The sequence below is a fragment of the Haloterrigena turkmenica DSM 5511 genome (genome assembly GCF_000025325.1).
In the GTDB taxonomy this organism is placed as follows: domain Archaea; phylum Halobacteriota; class Halobacteria; order Halobacteriales; family Natrialbaceae; genus Haloterrigena; species Haloterrigena turkmenica.
Window position 1 is genome coordinate 2,698,893 of the sequence record NC_013743.1, and the last position, 18,481, is coordinate 2,717,373.

Here is an 18,481-nt window from a genome sequence, read left to right on the forward strand (position 1 = left end):
AATCGGATTCCGAGCGGCTGGGAACCGGGTGTGAGGTTCATACGGTCTGCGGCAGTTCGTTCGTGTGAGACGGTATGCCAGACGGCGAGTTCACACAGCAGGAGCGGGCCCGAGTGATCCTCGAGGCGCTCGCAGAGACGAGTCAAGCGACGACCACCGAACTAGCGACGGCCCTCGAGGCACACCCGATAACCGTCGAGCGCCACTGCCGGGCGCTCCAGCGGGCCGGACACGTCCGCCGCTGTCCGGGCGGCGCATACGCGCTCGTCGAGACCGATCTCGGCTCGAGCGCGCCGACGCCCGACGACGCGGCCGTCGGCCAACAGCGTTCGACGAACCCCGCCGACTGATCGACGCCCTCGAGCGGCGAGCGACATCCCATAGCTCATCGAACCACCCCGTGGCATCCAGTCGCTCACCGACCGTACTCGATCCCGTCTCGCCGCTCGAACGGGCGTCTGTCGCGCGGTCGAGGTCCCGCTCGTCCTCACTGGCTGCCGGCTCATTCGATACTCCGATTCTTCCCGACTCGCACGCACGGATTTAGTACGACTGATCGTTTTCATCACGATCGTTCGAATGTCAACACCGTTGTCGGCAAATTGAAGGCCTCAGTTTCGGGAATTATTGATAGTAATTACATTTAACACTTATGACGTGATGGGGCCGCATGAGGGAGCACTGGAGTGGGGCACTCAGATACGACCGACGCGACCAGAGCTATCGATCTGGTCTTCGAGTGGCGGCGACTCTGTCACGCCTGCGGGGAGCGAAAGCGGTTCAACAGACTGATCTGTGACGACTGTCGCGAACGCTATCTTTGAACGAGAGCGTCCCGCCGTTTACGTCGAGGAGAATATCACAACGTGTGACTACTGCGGACACGGTGGCCCGCGGCACGCTGCCTGCTAGCGTCGTCGGTTCGATTTCCCTATAGACTCCCGTCCCCCATACTCCGGAGTTGTTCACAGTTAGGGCACCGAGCGGAGCCATCTATTTGAGCGAATTTCCGCTCCCCACATACAGAACAGCTACCATCAGGATACCGAACCATACTGCCTTGTGATCAGAAGGACTGTATAAGTCTTCTGTTGACATCCTTGTCGCGCTGAAGCGCAAGGCTACCCACGTTGAGTGGGGTAGAGTTGTCGCTACCCGTCGGATAGCCACTGACTGTGCCTCGGATAGTTATTCACGTAATGTGATATTGCGTGAATCCGTTTCCCACTCTGAATGAGGTTGTATCGCCATCTGGCAGATTCATCCCTGTCCGCAAAACGCACGGCTGTCCAGTTGCAACGGGAGAGCAACGCTCTCGCCGTTCCCGAAGGGGAGGGAGTCTCCGGCAATCGCACGGACACCGTCACAGCTGAACTCGAGTACCGGATTTTTCAAACCAGTTTTCGGAGGAGTTTGTAGCCCGCGTCGCGAAGCGGATCCGGCAGGAATCGCGCGTAGACGCCGTACTGGGCCAGCGGCCCGACCGGATACCGCGCGGGCGGTTCGGGCGTCGTGGCGGACTCCAGGATCGCCGCGGCGACGTCTTCGGCGCTGGAGGCGAAGGGGCCCCCGTTGCCGCCGCCGATCAGTTGCATCTCGCTATAGATCTCGTACAGCGACTCGTAGGCGGGCGTCCGCTCCGATTCGGGCAGTTCCTCGTCGACGCGGTCGCTGAAGTTCGTGTCGACCGGGCCGGGCTCGATCACGGTGACGTCGATGCCGAACTCCTCGACTTCCGCGCGCAGGGAGTCGCTCATCGCCTCGAGGGCGTGTTTCGACCCCGAGTAGGCGCCCGAGCCGGGGAACGAGACCCGGCCGACAACGCTCGAGACGTTGATGATTCGGCCGGCGCCCTGGGCGCGCATGTGAGGGAGAGCGGCGCGAGTGAGCCGGTGAGGGCCGTAGACGTTGACGTCGAACTGGCGGTGGAGATCCGACGTCGCGACGTCCTCCATCGGTCCCATCTGGGCGTAGCCGGCGTTGTTGACGACGCAGTCGATCGCGCCGGCGACGTCGACGACCCGCTCGACTGCCCGCGCGACCTGATCGGGGTCGGTGACGTCCAGTGCGAACGTTGTACAGCCCGCATCCTCGAGGGCCGTGATGTCCTCGGGATCGCGCGCGGTCGCGAACACCTGCCAGTCTTCGCGCAAGAACGCGGCTGCAGTGGCGCGCCCGATGCCGGACGAACAGCCGGTGATCAGGACGGACTTCTTGCGGGTGTAACGGTCGTCCTCGTCGCCGACGGGTTCGCCGCCGTCCCGTGCCGTCTCTCGATCCTCCTCAACAACGGTGCCCTCCGGCCCGTCGTCGTCGGTTCCCTCGACGTCCTCAGCGGTGGCCATACGTGACCGGTTCGAGAGACGATACCTAAGTATCGACGGTTTGTCGCGCTGAACGGACTGTCCGGGCGCACCGAGAACTGACCGCCGCTGCGAGCGGCGGACGACGCCGTCCGGCCGCCGCTGAACGCCCGCACCGATCACCGATCCGGACGTTCACGGGAACTGTCCGAGAGCTATTCGTTACCTTGTCACTATGTAACACATATGGCGAACACACCGACAGAGCGACCGATACTGGTCGCGGTCGCAAACCCCGACCACACACCCCAACTCGTCCGGACGGCCGGTGACCTCGCTCGAGCGAGCGACAGTGCGGTTCGGATCGTCTCGGTCGTCGTCAAGTCCCGCGACTCGCCCTTCGCCGTCTACTCGGACGAAGCGATCATCGAACGGTACTCGGGGAACAGTCAGGAGATCGTCGACCGCGCGGTCGACGTCGCGCCCGACGACGTCGCGGTCTCCGGGACGCTGGTCGTCAGTCGATCCGTCTCCGACGGCATCCTCTCGGCGGTCGAGCAGACCGAGCCGCGCGCGCTCGTCGTCGGCTGGGAGGATCGAACGCACCGCGCGGACACCGTCATCGGGACGACGATCGATCGCCTCATAGAGCGAGCCCCGTGTGACCTCTACGTCGAGCGCATCGGTCACGAGGCGGGCGCTGTCGACTCGATCTTAGTGCCGGTCGCGGGTGGTCCACACGTCGGTCCAGCGGTCGGCGTGGCGAAAGCGATCGCCGCGCGCAACGACGCGACCGTGGTTCTCCGGTCGGTCGTCGATCCCGACACCGACGAGGCCGCGGCGCGAGAGTTCCTCGAGGACGCGGCGGCGTCCCTCGAGGCGGCGCCAGGCCCGAGCGTCCGAACGGAGTCGCTGCTCGACGAGGGCGACGACGTCGCCGAACGACTGCTCGAGGTCGCGCCGGATCACGACGTCCTCGTGTTCGGGGCGACGCGGGAAGGGGCGATTCACCGCCGACTCGTCGGCTCGATCCCACAGACGGTAACGCGTCGAACCGATCGAACGGTGATCCTCGCTCGCGACGGCGAGACCATCGGCGGTCCGGTTCGCCGACGGATTCGGCGGTTCCTACCGACGGCGTAGTGACGCGGACCGGCGCCCGTGTGCGCTCTCGCCGGTCCGTCAGGCGTCTCCGTCGAGTCCTCGCTTCGCCTCGTCGGCGTAGCTGTCGGCTAGACGGACGGGTTCGGGGAGCTTGTACGACGAGGCGAGCGCAAGCGCCACATCGGCTGCGGTCTCGGGGCCGACGCGGTGACCGGGGCTGACGTACAGCGGGTTGATGTACCGGTTCGGCGAGTCGTACTGGCGCGTCTGGACCGCATAGCCCAGCAGCGTACCGTCGGGCGCGTCGACCCGCGAGTTCGACTCGATCGGAACGCGAACTCCTTCGGGGAGGTTCTCGGTGTCTTCCGTCGGGGTGCCACAGAGCAGGCTCTTCGCGACGCCGATGCTGGGCACGTCGCGGACGACGCCCATGTGGGTCGCGATACCCGCCTGCCGGAAGTGGATGCGGCCGCTGCCGTCGAAGAGGATCAGATCGGGGTCGACGGAGAGCTCCTCGAGCGCTGCGAGGATCGGCCGCCCCTCGCGGAAGGAGAGCAGGCCCGGAATGTAGGGGATCTCGAGGGGCGTCACCGCATGGACGCGTTCGATCACCTCGCCGCCGCGCATGGCGACGACGGCGGAAAGCGCCCGGTCCTGATCGCCCGCCTCGTTCGTGAGAAACGACTGGTCGACGCCGACGACGGTCGGCGGGTCCGCGCCGCTCGAGGCCGCCGCGAGCGGATCGCCGAGCGTCGCGGGATCGAAGTCGAAGTCGTCTTCGAACACCGCCGCGTCGGCGATTTCGCGCTGCATGGCTTCCATGTCGTCGCGCTCGAGCGAGGCGTCGGGAACGAGGTCTGGCCGGGCCGTGGGCATCGATACGCGGACGTTGGCAGCGGGCGAAAATCAGTGTCCGGGTTGCACGACGCGAGATGGATCGGCGAGCGAAGCGAGCGGTCTGTGGTCAGAACCGACGGCGACCGCCGGGACCGCCCGGACCGCCGGGGCCACCGCCGCCGCCGCCGAGTTGAAACTGACTCGGCGTGCGGACGTTCTGCGTCCGCTTGACGTACTCGCCGTATCCCAGCCCGATCAAGAGGCCGACGAGGTGTGCCATGTGGGCGATATCACCGCCGCCACCGGTACCGATGAAGAACACGCTAGCGAGCGCTGTCAATCCCGTCAGCGCCCAGATCGGGGCGGGGATAATGAAGTACACGTACACGGTGAGGTTCGGATTCAGAACCGTCAGAACGCCCATGATCGCGAGCGCGGCGCCGCTGGCGCCGAGAACGCCGGGCGTGAGCGGTGTGATGGGTCCTTGTACGTATTGAATGGCGATCTGCCCGAGACCGGCGAGCGCCCCGCTCACGAGGAAGAGGATCGCGAAGTTCCTCGAGCCAACGTAGCGCTCGACGAGCGGCCCGAAGAAGAATATCACGATGCTGTTGAAGACGATGTGCATGAAGCCGCCGTGAGCGAAAATCGACGTGAACCACGTCCAGATGTACTCCGGGTTCTGTGGCGTCAAGACGAACAACGCGCGGTACACGTTGGCCGTGAGCGTCAGTTGAACGATCAACTGTGCGAGGAACGTGAGCCACATCAGCGCGAGGAACGTGTAGGTCGCGTTCCCGCGGAAGTAGGCTAACGGCCCGCCAGCGCCCGTGTTTATCGGGAGCTTGTCGACGAGACTCGAGGCCCGTGACGTACTCCCACCGCCGTTGACGCTATTGTCGAACCCGCTGTCGAAGACTCCCTGAGGATCGTTCCAGTCCTGGAGTCCGGTACAGTCGTGGTTTTCCGGCAGCCGGTGGTCGGCACAGAAGGTCCCCCCGCAGTGCCGACAGTTGTAGGGCATGCTTTCGTCTTTCCCACACACGTCGCACTTGGCCATTGACCGGGGGTATGTGTGGCACCGCTAAGGGATTTGGGGTTCGTTCCTCGCACCGGACGCCGCTAGCCGTCTCGTGATTTCACCTCCCCGCGCTGGGACTTCGATCAGTTGACGAGTCGTTGTGGCGTGGTAGTCACACCGTACACACCGTTTCGATCGATGATATTCCACCGAGTGCGTGCGTCGACCACCTATCGAGGACTGCTGATCGCTCCCGCCGACCGCTCATCCACGCCGATCGCGTCCGGCGTCGGACTGTACATTTTTGCTCCCGGAACCCCCATATCGAGGCGTGCAAGAGTACGAGCGCAAGCAGCTGCTCGAGCGGGTCGAGCGCGAGGGGGCGACCGTCGGCGCGGACATCCCGGAGACGATCACGATCCAGGGCGAGGAGATCGACCTCCGAACATTCGTCTTCGAGATCAAGCGCCGCGAGACGGTCCCGCAAGGCGAGCGCGACCGCGTCGAGCAGGCCAAACGGAACCTGCGGCGCGAGCGCATCGAGCGCCTCGAGGCCATCGAAGAAGGCGACATCACCCGCGAGGAGGGCGAGGAACTCGCGGGGAGCATCATCGGCATCGATCGCGCGTTGAACGCCCTCGAGAGTCTCGGCCCGACGAACTTAGAGCGCGAACAGCAGGCCCAGAAGGCCCAGGACCGAAAGCGCTGGATGTCGTTCCTGAAGAAGGCGCTGGGGAAAGACGACGACGGCGCCTCGCGGAGGGGTCGGTAGATGGCGACCAACGCCGAGATCGCCGGCCGGTTCGAGGAGTTCGCCGACCTGCTCGAGGCCAACGACGTCGAGTACAAGCCCCGCGCCTACCGGCGCGCGGCCGAGAACATCGGCGCTCATCCCGTCCCGATCGCCGACCGCGTCGAGGCCGGCGACGAGGAGATACTGGAGGAGATCGACGGCGTCGGCGACGCCATCTCCTCGAAGGTCATCGAATACGTCGAAACCGGCGAAATCGAGGAACTCGAGGAGCTTCGCGCGGAACTTCCGATCGACATCGCTGACATCACGCGCATCGAGGGTGTCGGCCCCAAGACCGCGGGGAAACTCTACCGCGAACTGGGGATCGAAACGCTGGACGACCTCGAGGAAGCCGCTGAAAACAACGAAATTCAGGAAGTCAAGGGCTTCGGCCCGAAGACCGAACAGAACATCCGCGAGAACATCGACTTCGCGCGGGAGGTCGGCCAGCGGCAGTTGCTGGGCGAGGCCCGGCCCCTCGCCGACGACGTGCTCGCGTTCCTCGATGGCCTCAAGGCGGTCGAGCGCTGCGAGGTCGCCGGCTCGATCCGGCGCTGGCGCGAGACGATCGGCGACGTGGACGCCCTCGTCGCGACCGAGGACGGCGAGGCCGTGGTCGAGGCGTTCGTCGACTGGGACTCGGTCGACAGCGAGATCGAGTCCGGCCCGGAGAAGGCGAGTATCCGCGTCGGCGAGATCCGGGTCGATCTGCGCGTGGTCGTCCCGGAAGAGTTCGGCTCCGCGCTGCAGTACTTCACGGGCAGCAAGGATCACAACGTCGCGCTTCGCAACTACGCGATCGACCGCGGGATGAAGCTAAACGAGTACGGCGCCTTCGACGTCAGCGATGTCGAGGACCACGAGGCAGGGCAGCGCGTCGGGGAACGCGTCGCCGGCGAGACCGAAGACGGGATGTACGAGGCGCTGGGCCTCCCGTGGATCCCGCCGGAACTCCGCGAGGATCGCGGGGAGATCGCCGCCGCCGAGAACGGCGAGTTGCCAGACTTACTCGAGCGCGACGATATCCGCGGCGACCTCCACACCCACACCGAGTGGTCCGACGGGAACACTACCATCGAGGCGATGGTCGACGCCGCCGCCGAGATGGGGTACGACTACTACGCCGTCGCCGACCACGCCGAGGGGCCCGGCATCGTCGGCGGCATGGGGCTCTCGGACACCGAAATCCTCGAACAGGTCGAGGCGATCCGCGAGGTCGCCGCCGCCAGAGATATCGCCGTCTTCGCGGGCATCGAGGCTAACGTCGACGCCGACGGAGAAATCGACCTCTCGGAGGAAGTGATCGACGCGCTGGACGTGATCGTCGCCTCGACCCACAGCGCACTCGGACAGGACGCGGAGACGGCCACCGAGCGGCTCGTCCGCGCCGCCGAGAACCCGGCGATCGACGTGCTCGGCCACCCCAGCGGCCGCCTGCTCAACGAGCGCTCGGGGCTGGACTTCGACGCGACCGCGCTCGGAGCGGCGGCGGCCGAACACGGCACCGCACTCGAGGTCAACGCGAACCCGCGCCGGCTCGATCTCTGGGGGAGCGCCGTGCAGGCCGCCCTCGAGGAGGGCGCCCCGATCGCCATTAACACCGACGCCCACCAGCCGTCGACGCTCGAGTACATGCGCTGGGGCGTCCACACCGCCCGGCGCGGCTGGGCCGAGCCCGCGGACGTGATCAACACCTGGGAGCTCGAGGAACTGCGCGAGTTTCTGCACTGACCGCCCGCCGCTCACTGCGCTCTCTACGGATACCAGATGCAACTGCTCCTCGACGTCATGTGCGGCGGTCTCGATTCCTATCTCCGGATGTGCGACCACGACACCGTCTACGCCGGCGACCGCGGACTCGAGGGCGACGACGCGCTGCTCGCGCTCGCTCGAGCCGAAGACCGAACGCTGGTCACGCGGGACGTCACCCTCTCGAATCGCGCCGAAAACGCGATCCTGCTCGAGTCCCGCGACGTCGAGGAGCAGTTGTCGGAGCTCGCCGCCGCGGGGGTCGACTTGACGCTCGCCGCCGAACCACGATTCTGCGGGCGCTGTAACGGCCGCCTCGAGCGCGTCGACTCGGCGGCGACGACGCCCGAGTACGCGCCTGATCCCGCCGAGACCGACGTCTGGCGCTGTCGGGACTGTGGCCAGCACTTCTGGCGGGGCAGTCACTGGGACCGCGTCGCGCGAACGCTCTCGAAAGTCGGGGGGAACGGCGACAACCCGGACGAAGACGGGTAGTCCGACCGCGCCGGGTCTCGAGTCCGCCTCGGATTTCGATCCGGTTCCGCTCTCCTAGCTGGGTCCAGCTGATTTGCTCCTATCGTCCCTCGAGGACGAAGGCCACGTCGAGGGTCGTCCGGTACCGCTCGATCGTACCGTCCTCGACCTCCGCCGTCTGCGATTCGATCTCGATCCCGCTGATGTTCTCGAGGGTCTCGTCGGCGTCGTCGAGGGCGTTCTGTGCGGCGTCTTCCCACGATTCGGTCGAGTTTCCGGTCAGCTGGATAACCTTGACTGTCTCTCCCATGGTCGTCGGAGAAAACCTCGTCCAACGGCGTAGTGGTTCGGCGTGAGAATGCTACCACGTCACAGTACTCGCAGTCAGCGGTCCGCGCTCGGCCGCTCAGTAGACGGAGACGTCGTCGAATCGCCCGTCGTAGGCGATGTGATGAGGGTGGGTCGGCTCCGTCCCCGAGAGGAAGAGTCGGTCGACCTTCTCCCAGGTGTTCTCGTACCCGAGATGGGCGAGTTCGGCGGCCATCGTTTTCCACCGCCGACCGCCGTTCCGGTAGACGACCCGCCTCGAGACGTCGCCCTCGAGCGCGTCGACGAGATCGGCCTCGGAGTCGATCGCCGCGTCGAACGTAGTGTAGGCGACGCCGACCGATCCCGTGAGGTGTGCGTACGACGACGCAAACGGCGCAATATCGAGCGTCTCGGCGAGTTCTCGGGCGCGTCGATTGTGCGACGGGAAGTGTTTCGGATTGAAGATTTCGACGGCGTCGACGATATCCCGGTACCGTCGCAGGTCCTCCTCGGTCAGGCCCACGGTCGCGAACTCGGGGTGGGGCGCCAGCACGGCGGCGTCTTGGCGCTCGAACTCGTCCATCGCCGTCTCGAGCGGGATGAAGTCCGGCACCGGCTCCTCGAGACCGATCGCCAGCACGTGTTTACGCTCGTGCCACGACCCGGTGAACACCTCACGGCCGGGGATGACGCGCAGCTCCTCGGTGGAGTAGGTGGCCGCCTCGCGACGGATCTCGGGAACTCGCGTGAAGTGGGGCGCGTACACGATCGCGTCGAGTCCGGCGTCGATGGCTCGCTCGACGACCCGGTCGTCGAGCACCTTCACGTGGCAGTCGATTCGCGTCTCCGCTGGCGCTCGCTCGCTCACGTCACCCTCTTTCGAGACGGGAGAGTTATGAATTCTGATTTTCCGGCCACGTGACGGTCTCCTTGATCGCATCGACGATCGGCTCGACCGGCTCGTCGGGTTCGAGCGAGACGAACAACCCGTCGTCGCCGACGTAGACGCGGAGGATCTTCAGGAAGTCCATCGCCGTCGCGATGTACTCGACGCGGTCGGCGTCCGGAAACAGCGTGTTGCGAAAGAGTTCGATCTGCATGAAGTCCATGTGGACGTTCGTGTGGATCCGCTCGAAGTGCTCGAGCATCGCGTCCTTGCTCTCGTACATCGCGATCGTCTCGTCGGCGATGTACAGCGGGCGAAACGACTCCGTATCGTACTCGCAAAACGCGTAGAGGGGCCCGGAAACCGTGTTCTGGACGACCTGCCGAACGCGGTCGGCGTCGAACGAGCACAGCTGCGAGCGGTTCGTCGCGGGCATAGCCGATCCTCGGCGCCCAGCGGTGAATCCCTGTCGGACGGCACACGCCTCGAGTCGCGACTCGAAGCGGTAGCTGCGAAAGGATCATTAGGCCCCCCACTCGATACATCAGTGATAGTGAATGGCCTGGGAATGCGGAATCGACGGCTGCGGTGCGGTGTTCGAGGACGTCGAGTCGACCGTCGTCCATCAGGCGACGGAACACGAGCGACGGGAGTGTAAGGTCTGTGGCACCGTCGTCCCCGACGGCTATCTCGCGATCCGACACGCCTTCACCGAACACAGCCGGGCCGAGTACGTCCGCGCCTACGGCGCGAGTTCCGAAGACGTCCGCAAACGCGAGGAACTCTTAGCGGAGATCGAAGACGTTGCGGACATGCAGGCGATCGCCACGGAGCTGAAACGGTAGGCGGCCGTATCGCCGGGGATTTTCGCCTCCTCTCCTCCGAGCACCGTCTCGTCGCTTCCGAAATTCGTCTCCTCCGGGCGGTTCGGAAATCTCGGAATAGTGGTATCCGGGACGAATCGCCGTTAGCGACCGGGCAGCGCGCAGTCAGTAGTTGTCGACGATCGCCGCCACGCAGCCGGTCGCCTCCCTGTAGGCGGAGTGGTCCGAGACCGAATCACTCACGTCGACGTCGGCGTAGTTGTCCGGCGTGGTGCCGTCGCTGAACCAGCCGCCGCAGTCTGCCGGGCCGCTCCCCAGCCTGGCGACGGCGTCGTTCGTCGAGTAGTAGTTGTGGACCGCTTCGGCCGAGGTCCGGATGGCGTCGAAGAAGTCGCCGTCCTCGCAGGGCGCGTCGGACGCCTCGTACGAACCGATGCTGTCGGCCGTCGCGACCGTGAACTCGCCGTTGATGGCCGCGAGCGTTTCCATCTGGACGATCCCGCCCATGGAGTGGCCGAGGATCCGGATCGTCGTCGACGGGTTCGCGTCGACGTAGTCGGCCAGCCAGGCGGCGAACAGGTCGCCGGTATCCCTCGCGCTCTGGATCGCCGTCGTCGGCAGGCCGCCGTCGTCCCAGGTGACCGCCGCGACGGGCTCGTCGTAGCCGACGGCCCTAGCCGTGTCCCGGAACGTCGCGGCCCGCTCGACGCTGGCCGACGAGCTCGTGTAGCCGTGGATCTTGAACACGATCTCGGCTTCGTCTTGAGGCGCATCGGTGACGTCCGGAACGCCGTCTCGAAAGTCAAGCTCCGCGATTCCGCCGGTGTCGGCCGCGACCGATCCCGACGCGGCGCTCACTCCGGCACCTGCGACAATAGCCGTCGCCGCGGTCCCGAGGAGCCGCCGCCGCGAGACCGAACCGTCGCTCGTCGGGACGCTGTGCCTCGCCGTCGAATTCGAGTGTCCCTTCGATGGCATCGTTGATCGTTCGCACTGCGATGCGAACGGAAGATGGTTTTACGGATTCATATATAATATTTATTTTTATATAGCTATTATGCAATAAATAGCCGGGCCGTCAGGGACAGTGGGCGCTCGAGCGACGACGCGGCCGCATCCAGTGTCCGCGACGCCAACGGTCAGACGCACCGGTGGCCGAGAGCGTGAAACCGCGGAGAAACGCGTTCGTCGCGAGCGTGAACCGCAGCGAGCGACGCGACGATCGGTCGCGGTCGTCGACGACCTACCGTTCGTCGCTCTATTCAGCGCGGCTTCGCCGCGCTAACTGCTTGGCGAGCGCCTTAGCGCTCGTCTCTGTCTGCTCACGGCCACTTCGTGGCCGTTCACGGGTCACTTCGTTCCCCGTTCACATCGCGGTTCTCGCCCCGTCGGGGCTCCGAACCGCGCACCGTTCGCATGGTCTGACGAACTACCGTTCGTCGCTGTCGAGCACGCGAATCTGGTCGCCCCGAACCGTGACCGGAATCGGAACCGTCGCCTCGTACAGTTCGACCGTAACCTGATCCTTGCCCTCGTCGATGCGCTGGACTTGGGCCTTTTCGCCCTTGAACGGGCCGGCAATGAGTTCGACGATGTCGCCCTCGGCGATCCCCTCGACGTCCGGCTTCGGTGAGAGGAAGTGTTCGACTTCCGATATGTCCGATTTGCCGGGGACGATACTGCGCGCGTGCGGGATGTCCTCGAGGACGCGGTTGAGCACCGCGTCGCCCTCGGACTCGACCATCACGTAGGAGGTCAGCGAGTCGGGCGCGAGTGCGGCGTGGATCTCGGGCTCCTCGCGGTTGATGATCATGTCCGCGACGGTTCGCTCCTGACTGGCCGTGGTCTTGACGGCGTAGATGCCCATCAGAGACCACCGCCGCCGGTCAGGAACAGCATGATCCCACCGATGATGAAGCCCATCAGTCCGATGAGTAGGACACCTGCGCCAGCGATCTTCGATACCTGGAGGAATTCCTCAGTCGTGGGTGTCGTCGCCATCTTCAACACCCGAACGTACGAGGTCAGGTCGTACGGAACGTCCATATCTATTCGTTCACAGCGCGGCGCCTTTTATCTGTCTTTCGTGTCTCCCGACGGTTCGATCCGATGACATCTACTCGGGTTGCATTCGACGGCCCGGCGTCCAAACCGCTCGAGTGCGAACTCCAACTGTCATGGCCGAAGACGATTCCGACCGCGAAAACGAGTACGAGGCGGAACGAGAGGCCGAAATCGAGGACGAACTGGAACGCGTCGATCAGGATCCAGATCAGGTCGACGAGGGCGACGACGACCTCGGCAAGCAGAACGCTCCCCGCGAGGACGCGGAGGACCTCGAGGACCTGGAAGAAGCCGAAGAGTCCTGAGCACGCCGTCGGTCCGACTCGATTCGGCGATCGGACCGGCTTCGATCGACTCGAGTTCTGCGGGTCACTTCGAGACGCCTCGAGTCGGGACTGCGCTCAGCCCGTGCTCGAGGCAGCAATCGGTCTACCGCCGATAGCACCACATCTTTGTGAACCGCCTCGGGGTCAAGCCCCGAGGCACTCGCCTTGAACCGCCTCGGGGTCAAGCCCCGAGGCACTCGCCTTGAACCGCCTGTAGAAATCGATGACCGCTGCCCGATTTGCGTCGAGGTGGTGGCGATCTCTCGGTCCGCGGCGATCGGGATCGCCTAAAGTGGTCGATTACGGCCCCGCCGCCGGCGGTCGCTCGCCCGGGCCGCCCGGAACCCTGGTCCCGGGTCGTTCGATACCCGGCCGCTCCTCGAGGGTCAACTCGACGGTTTGCTGCTCGCCGTCCCGGACGATTTCGAGTTCGATCGTGTCGCCGGGCGAGGTCTCGAGCGCGAGGTACGCTGAGAGCTGATCCTGATTCGGGATCTCCGTTCCGTTGATGGCGACGATAACGTCGCCGCTGCCTGGCCGGACGCGGTTGGCCGACTGGAGAACGCCGTCCGCCGGCGAGTTCGGAACGACCTCGGCGACCAGCACGCCGTTGGCTTCCTCGAGGCCGATCTCGTCGGCGATCTCCGGTCCGACCGGGAGGACCCCGACGCCCATGTAGGGGTGTTCGTACGTTCCGTCTTCGATGAGCGCGGGGACGACCCGGTTCGCGAGGCGCGCGGAGATCGCGAAGCCGATGGTCTGGCCGGCCCCGGCGAAGACCACGCCGAGCACCTCTCCCTCGAGGCTCACCAGCGGGCCGCCGCTGTTGCCGGGGTTGATCGGCGCGTCGGTCTGGATCGCGGCCGGAATCGAGAAGCCAGTAGGGCTGGGGAGCGAGCGGTCGATTCCGCTGACGATTCCCTGCGAGACCGACGCGTCGAACCCGAGGGGATTGCCGATCGCGAGCACCTCCTGCCCGATCACGGGCTCGGACTCCGAGAGCGAGAGCCCGGCGGCGATGTCGGGCATGTCGTCGACGCGCAGGACGGCGAGATCGCTGTAGCCGTCGGTCCCGACGACCGACGCGGTCCGCCACTCCTGATTGTTGAACTGGATTTCGATCCCGCCCTCGCTCGCGTTCTGGACGACGTGGTTGTTGGTCACGACGTGCTGGTCGTCGACGACGAACCCGGTGCCGAGTCCGCCGCCACCGCCCTCGAGACCACCCGTGCCGGAGACGGTGACCAGAACCACGGAATCGATGGTGTTGCGATACGTCTCCGTGTACGGACTGTCGACGGCGGGACCGTCGTCCTGTCCGACCGTGGCGTTCGACCCGTTGGTTTCGTTCTGTGCACTGCCGCCACCGGTACCGCCGAGACCGATCGCCGCTGCGGCCCCGGCTGCGCCGACGGCGCCGAGTATCCGTCTGCGAGTACACTGATCTGGATCTGGCGTCACGCCCATTGTCACCCCGACGAGCGGCATAAAACGGCAACCAGCAGCAGCAGCCGTCGTTCGCGCTCTCGAGACGGGTCGCCTTCGAGAACGCCGGCAGTCGACTACTCGCTTCGCGCCGCCTCGACCGCCTCGACGAACGAGGCGGCCGTCTCGCGGACCCGATCCATGTCGCCGTCGGCGATCGCGTCGTCGTCGACGATGGCGCCGCCGGCGCCGACGGCCACCGCGCCGGCGTCGAAGAAGTCCGCGACGTTGTCCCGGGAGACGCCGCCCGTCGGAATGATGTCGACGTCGCCCAGCGGCCCCGCGAGCGCGCCGATGTGGCCCGGCCCGACCGTCGACGCGGGGAACATCTTGAGGAGGTCCGCACCGGCCTCCATCGCCGTCACGGCCTCCGTCGGCGTCATGACGCCGGGGGCGACGAGGACGCCGCGCCGGTTGCAGGTCCGCACCACGTCCGGGTTGGTGTGCGGCGAGACGACGAACGACGCGCCCGCGTCAATCGCGGACTGGGCGGTCGGCGCGTCGAGGACGGTCCCCGCGCCGACGACCGCATCGGTGTCCGCGAGCTCCCGGTCGACGGCCGCGATCTTCTCGGCCGCGCGCGTCCCGTCCGCCGTGATCTCGAGCGCCTCGACGCCGGCGTCATGCATCGCCCGCGCGACCGGGACGATCTGCTCCTCGTCGACGCCGCGGAGGACCGCGACGACGCCGCTCTCGACGAGCCGGTCCCTGACGGTTCGCTGGTCAGTCATCCGCGCAGCCCTCCGGTCGCGTTCGTCGTTCGATACGTGCTCGAAAGCCGTCCGCTAGTGAGACGTTCCATCACGGCGAACGCTTCGTGCCGCGGGTGCAAGAAATTTACTCACGGTCGAAATAAGGGTGGTTCGAGCGGCGGTCACTCCTCGAGCGCGCGAATGGTGACCGACTCCGCCTCGTAGTCCTCGAGGAACGCGCCGGTGCCGCCGACGGTGTAGCGGTCACCGTCCACCTCGAGTTCGAAGGCGTTCTCGATGGGGAGCGTCGAACTGACGGGCCGGACGAGGCTCTGTCGGACCTCGACGACCTCGCCGGAGAGCGACGAGGGGAGGTCCCGGTCGCCGACCGGGGAGCCGGTGACCGACGCCTCGATGCGCGTGTCCGTCGCGCGGTGGAGCGCGATCTGGAAGACGGCGCTCCGGAACCCCTCGTACGTACAGGGGAGTTCGTTCGGCGTCGTGACGTACCGCTCCTCCGCGGTCGGCCAGTAGTTCGCCAGGAACGAGCCGGCGAGGACGGGAGCGAGCTGTTCCTGCGAGATGGCGATCGCCCGCGTGTCGCTCGCGGACGTCGTCAGTATCTGGCTCGGCGCGAGCAGCCCGTGACGGCCGTCGACCGTCAGCATCGTCGGCACGAGCGCGTCCCATGTGCGGACCGTACTGGCCGTCCCGGCCAGCGACGCGATGTCTTGGTCGCCCTCGGTCGCGCCCAGCAGGAGGAGGACGAGCACCCCTCGATCGACCGTCGCCTCGAGCGTCGAGCGGATTCGCGGGAGCACCTCCGCGGGCAGGGAGAGCGTCACCTCCGTCTCCGCGTTGGCCAGCAGGCTCTCGATCCGCTTGATCACCGTCTGTCGGGACTTGATCACCTCGAACTGTTCGCCGGAGCGCTCCGTCGCCGTGAACCGCGACTCCAGCTCCGGTTCGATCTCCTCGACGCTGCGCGTCAGTCGCTCGACGACCGTCTCGGGCTGGACGGGCCGGATCACCGTCGGCACCGCGTGGTCGTCGACCTCGACGAACCCGCGCTCCTCGAGTTCTTCGCTGATGCTGTAGACGTAGCGCTTGGAGACGTCGGCGGCGTCGGCGATGGTGCTCGCTTTCGACTCCCCGTGTTCGAGGATCGCGAGGTAGGTGTCGGTCTCCTTCTCCGAGAGGCCGAATCGCTCGAGCAGGTCGGCGAGCTCGTCGTCATCCATGTGTATTCAGTACCTCACAGATTGCGCGGTCAGTGTAAAATATGCTCGGTCCGGTCATCCCGACCGTTTCGACCGGTCCGACCGGTGTCGCGGGATCCGACTGTTCGGGCGCAACGCGCTTGCGCGCCGACTCGTGAAAAGTAGGAATACATTTTTCAACAAAGTTTATTGCTCCGGCTGCGAACTGAGAGAACGATGGAACTACACGGCGCGCTCAACGATTTCAAGCGATCGCAGGGGGAACCGCGGCGGTTCCCCGGCGAGCGCAGGTCGACGAGGGGACTCTTCTCCGGGCTCGACGAACGGCTCGTTCACGTCGCCCCCGACGGATCGATCAGGGACTACTCCTACCCGCTCTCGGGGCTGGCCGGCATCGAACGCTCCCGGTTCGGCCTCGAGACGGACGGCGACGTGCGGTGGTTCGACGCCGACGACGCCGACCAGCGCTACGTCGACGACACCGCAGTCGTCGAGACGACCCACGCCGTCGGCGACGCGACCTGCGTGCAGTACGACGTCACGATCGATCGACTCCACCTGACACACTTCGAACTCGAGCGAGGAAGCGACGTCGCCGGGGACGTCAGTCTCCACGCCTGTGTCGGCTTCGCTCCGGAAGGACGGGCGGGACGGGTCGGACAGCTCTGGCACGGCGACGCCGTCGAGGTCCACCACGACGCCGAACGCGACTTCCTCGCGGCCTCGACCGAGCTGTCGGTGACCGGGCAGGTCCCGGCACGGTTCGCCGAACTACTCGCGTCAGAGCCCGCCGACTTTCCCCGATCGCCGACGGACGACCGCTACGAGGAGGCACGCCTCAGTCCGATCGCGATGTGCGAACTCGAACTCACCGGGTCGACTCCGAGCGCGACCGTCGCGACGCTGCTCTCGGACGGCGGCGACCGCGCCGCCACGCTCGAGCACGTCCGGACCGCCGTCGCCGAACACGCCGACCGCGAGACGGTACTCGAGGCGGGACGCGGCCAGGCCTGCGACCGGTTGCCCGACCCCGACCGCCTCGGCGACGGCGGGCTCTCGGATCTCCGGGCGCTCGCGCTATTGCGCGCGCCGACGGGAGCCCGGATTGCCGGCCCCGAGTTCGACCCGTTCTACCGGTACTCCGGCGGCTACGGCTACACCTGGTTCCGGGACGACGCCGAGATCGCCCGCTTCCTGCTCGCGGCCGATCGGCGGCTGGCGCTCGGACTCGAGGCGTGGCACGAGAAGAGCGCCCGGTTCTACGCCGAGACGCAGCTCTCCGACGGCACCTGGCCCCACCGGGTGTGGCCGCACAACGGCGCGCTCGCTCCCGGCTGGGCCCACGGCCGCCTTGAGGGGGGCGAGTCCGAGGAGTACCAGGCGGATCAGACCGCGAGCGTGGCGGCGTTTCTCGCGACGTACCTCCGGCACGTCGACCCCGATGACGAACGGATCCGGGAGACGCTCGCGTCCGCGCTCGACGGACTGGACGACTCGCTCGCGGCCGACGGCCTCCCCGAACGAGTCCAGAACGCCTGGGAGAACATGACCGGACGCTTTGCCCACACCGCGGCGACGTTCCTCGAGGCCTACGCGGCGGTCGCCAGAGCGCCCGTCGACGACGCGCTCGCGGCGCGGGCGCGGGAACGAGCGCGAACCGTGTACGACGCGCTCGACGACCTCTGGGTGCCCGACCGCGGGATCTACGCGATGCGGACCGACGGCGACGACGTCGACGACCGACTCGACAGCAGCACGCTCGCCCTCGCCTCGGCCCACCGGGAGTACGCCGCGCTCGAGGACGTCGATATCGATGGCGAGCGACTCGACCGGCTCGCTTCCCACGTCGAAACCACGATCGACGGGCTCTACCGGGATCCCGAGGGCCCCGTCGAGGGGCTCGCCCGCTTCGAGGGCGATCCCTGGCGAGTCCGCGACCAGGACGCCGCGAAGATCTGGACGGTGACGACGGCGTGGGGCGCACACGCCGCCGTCGAACTCCGCGAGTTACTGGCGGCGAGCGACCGCGAGGAGGCCGAAGCGTTCGACGAGCGCGCCCGCAACCTGCTCGCGCTGGTCGAGCCCGGCGGGTCGCTGCGACGACCCGGCGGCTACCTCCCCGAGCAGGTGTTCGACGACGGCACGCCCGACAGCGCCACGCCGCTGGGCTGGCCCCACGCCATTCGACTCGCGACGGCCAGCGCCCTCGAGGAGTCCGCGTCGCCCGCGCGCGCTGACGCCGAGTATCGCGCGCCGTTGCAGGACTAAATCGCTGACACCGGGACACGATTTTCGCGACATCGATCGCCCACAGCGACGGCGCTGCGAGTCGAAAAACGGAGTGTGGTGACGGCGAGCCGAAAACGGAACGTGACCGCGGTACGCACGATCTCG

Annotated in this window: 20 protein-coding genes; 8 read left to right on the forward strand and 12 right to left on the reverse strand. The window is 66.5% G+C overall.

Features of this window, described 5'->3' with window-relative positions; genetic code table 11:
* The first annotated feature begins 74 nt into the window (after positions 1 to 74).
* Positions 75 to 350: a helix-turn-helix domain-containing protein gene (locus HTUR_RS12985; protein ID WP_012943776.1), complete on the forward strand. Its 276-nt coding sequence runs from the start codon at positions 75 to 77 to the stop codon at positions 348 to 350.
* 1,041 nt (positions 351 to 1,391) lie between these two features.
* Here the strand turns inward: HTUR_RS12985 and HTUR_RS12990 are convergent.
* Positions 1,392 to 2,345 carry an SDR family oxidoreductase gene (locus tag HTUR_RS12990; RefSeq protein ID WP_012943777.1) on the reverse strand — a complete coding sequence of 318 codons (954 nt, stop codon included), beginning with the start codon at positions 2,343 to 2,345 and terminating at the stop codon, positions 1,392 to 1,394.
* A gap of 204 nt (positions 2,346 to 2,549) precedes the next feature.
* Between HTUR_RS12990 and HTUR_RS12995 the strand changes: the two genes are divergently transcribed.
* Positions 2,550 to 3,446 (forward strand): universal stress protein, encoded by an 897-nt coding sequence (locus tag HTUR_RS12995; RefSeq protein WP_012943778.1) that lies wholly within the window; start codon positions 2,550 to 2,552, stop codon positions 3,444 to 3,446.
* A gap of 39 nt (positions 3,447 to 3,485) precedes the next feature.
* On the opposite strand, the gene HTUR_RS13000 is transcribed toward HTUR_RS12995, so the two are convergent.
* Positions 3,486 to 4,283, reverse strand: coding sequence for an endonuclease V (locus HTUR_RS13000; RefSeq protein ID WP_012943779.1), 798 nt, complete (start codon positions 4,281 to 4,283; stop codon positions 3,486 to 3,488).
* An 88-nt stretch (positions 4,284 to 4,371) separates the two neighbouring features.
* On the reverse strand, positions 4,372 to 5,304 hold the full coding sequence (locus HTUR_RS13005) for a rhomboid family intramembrane serine protease (RefSeq protein ID WP_012943780.1): 933 nt from the start codon (positions 5,302 to 5,304) through the stop codon (positions 4,372 to 4,374).
* A 292-nt stretch (positions 5,305 to 5,596) separates the two neighbouring features.
* Between HTUR_RS13005 and HTUR_RS13010 the strand changes: the two genes are divergently transcribed.
* From HTUR_RS13010 to HTUR_RS13020, 3 genes are read left to right on the forward strand one after another with little or no spacing between them, the layout of a single operon-like run.
* Positions 5,597 to 6,037, forward strand: coding sequence for a DUF5788 family protein (locus tag HTUR_RS13010; protein ID WP_012943781.1), 441 nt, complete (start codon positions 5,597 to 5,599; stop codon positions 6,035 to 6,037).
* Complete coding sequence (gene polX / locus HTUR_RS13015) at positions 6,038 to 7,789, forward strand: DNA polymerase/3'-5' exonuclease PolX (protein ID WP_012943782.1); 1,752 nt, start codon at positions 6,038 to 6,040, stop codon at positions 7,787 to 7,789.
* Between the two features lie 36 nt (positions 7,790 to 7,825).
* Complete coding sequence (locus tag HTUR_RS13020; protein ID WP_012943783.1) at positions 7,826 to 8,302, forward strand: Mut7-C RNAse domain-containing protein; 477 nt, start codon at positions 7,826 to 7,828, stop codon at positions 8,300 to 8,302.
* A gap of 79 nt (positions 8,303 to 8,381) precedes the next feature.
* Here HTUR_RS13020 and HTUR_RS13025 read toward each other — a convergent pair whose 3' ends face one another.
* The 3 genes from HTUR_RS13025 to HTUR_RS13035 all read right to left on the reverse strand — a co-directional run bounded on the left by HTUR_RS13025 (position 8,382) and on the right by HTUR_RS13035 (position 9,912).
* Entirely contained in the window at positions 8,382 to 8,591 is a 210-nt protein-coding gene (locus tag HTUR_RS13025; RefSeq protein ID WP_012943784.1) for a dodecin family protein, read from the reverse strand.
* Positions 8,592 to 8,687: 96 nt separating this feature from the next.
* A complete protein-coding gene (locus tag HTUR_RS13030) occupies positions 8,688 to 9,458 on the reverse strand; it encodes a PHP-associated domain-containing protein (protein WP_012943785.1) in 771 nt (256 codons plus the stop codon).
* Between the two features lie 25 nt (positions 9,459 to 9,483).
* Positions 9,484 to 9,912 (reverse strand): hypothetical protein, encoded by a 429-nt coding sequence (locus HTUR_RS13035; protein ID WP_012943786.1) that lies wholly within the window; start codon positions 9,910 to 9,912, stop codon positions 9,484 to 9,486.
* 121 nt (positions 9,913 to 10,033) lie between these two features.
* Here HTUR_RS13035 and HTUR_RS13040 point away from each other — a divergent pair, with 121 nt between their 5' ends.
* Positions 10,034 to 10,321, forward strand: a complete 288-nt coding sequence (locus tag HTUR_RS13040; protein ID WP_012943787.1) for a DUF7565 family protein — start codon at positions 10,034 to 10,036, stop codon at positions 10,319 to 10,321.
* 144 nt (positions 10,322 to 10,465) lie between these two features.
* Here HTUR_RS13040 and HTUR_RS13045 read toward each other — a convergent pair whose 3' ends face one another.
* The 3 genes from HTUR_RS13045 to HTUR_RS13055 form a co-directional block, all read right to left on the reverse strand.
* Positions 10,466 to 11,278: an alpha/beta hydrolase gene (locus HTUR_RS13045; protein ID WP_012943788.1), complete on the reverse strand. Its 813-nt coding sequence runs from the start codon at positions 11,276 to 11,278 to the stop codon at positions 10,466 to 10,468.
* A 451-nt stretch (positions 11,279 to 11,729) separates the two neighbouring features.
* A complete protein-coding gene (locus HTUR_RS13050; protein ID WP_012943789.1) occupies positions 11,730 to 12,167 on the reverse strand; it encodes a transcription elongation factor Spt5 in 438 nt (145 codons plus the stop codon).
* Positions 12,167 to 12,346: a protein translocase SEC61 complex subunit gamma gene (locus HTUR_RS13055; protein ID WP_012943790.1), complete on the reverse strand. Its 180-nt coding sequence runs from the start codon at positions 12,344 to 12,346 to the stop codon at positions 12,167 to 12,169. The genes HTUR_RS13050 and HTUR_RS13055 overlap by 1 nt, the downstream gene beginning before the upstream one ends.
* A gap of 131 nt (positions 12,347 to 12,477) precedes the next feature.
* On the opposite strand from HTUR_RS13055, the gene HTUR_RS13060 reads away from it, so the two are divergent.
* Positions 12,478 to 12,669 carry a hypothetical protein gene (locus HTUR_RS13060; RefSeq protein WP_012943791.1) on the forward strand — a complete coding sequence of 64 codons (192 nt, stop codon included), beginning with the start codon at positions 12,478 to 12,480 and terminating at the stop codon, positions 12,667 to 12,669.
* Between the two features lie 321 nt (positions 12,670 to 12,990).
* Here HTUR_RS13060 and HTUR_RS13065 read toward each other — a convergent pair whose 3' ends face one another.
* The 3 genes from HTUR_RS13065 to HTUR_RS13075 all read right to left on the reverse strand — a co-directional run bounded on the left by HTUR_RS13065 (position 12,991) and on the right by HTUR_RS13075 (position 16,108).
* Positions 12,991 to 14,178, reverse strand: coding sequence for a S1C family serine protease (locus tag HTUR_RS13065; protein WP_012943792.1), 1,188 nt, complete (start codon positions 14,176 to 14,178; stop codon positions 12,991 to 12,993).
* Between the two features lie 74 nt (positions 14,179 to 14,252).
* Positions 14,253 to 14,906 carry a bifunctional 4-hydroxy-2-oxoglutarate aldolase/2-dehydro-3-deoxy-phosphogluconate aldolase gene (locus tag HTUR_RS13070; protein ID WP_012943793.1) on the reverse strand — a complete coding sequence of 218 codons (654 nt, stop codon included), beginning with the start codon at positions 14,904 to 14,906 and terminating at the stop codon, positions 14,253 to 14,255.
* Positions 14,907 to 15,049: 143 nt separating this feature from the next.
* Positions 15,050 to 16,108, reverse strand: coding sequence for a TrmB family transcriptional regulator (locus tag HTUR_RS13075; protein ID WP_012943794.1), 1,059 nt, complete (start codon positions 16,106 to 16,108; stop codon positions 15,050 to 15,052).
* Positions 16,109 to 16,303: 195 nt separating this feature from the next.
* Between HTUR_RS13075 and HTUR_RS13080 the strand changes: the two genes are divergently transcribed.
* On the forward strand, positions 16,304 to 18,355 hold the full coding sequence (locus HTUR_RS13080; RefSeq protein ID WP_012943795.1) for a glycoside hydrolase family 15 protein: 2,052 nt from the start codon (positions 16,304 to 16,306) through the stop codon (positions 18,353 to 18,355).
* Positions 18,356 to 18,481 lie beyond the last annotated feature (126 nt).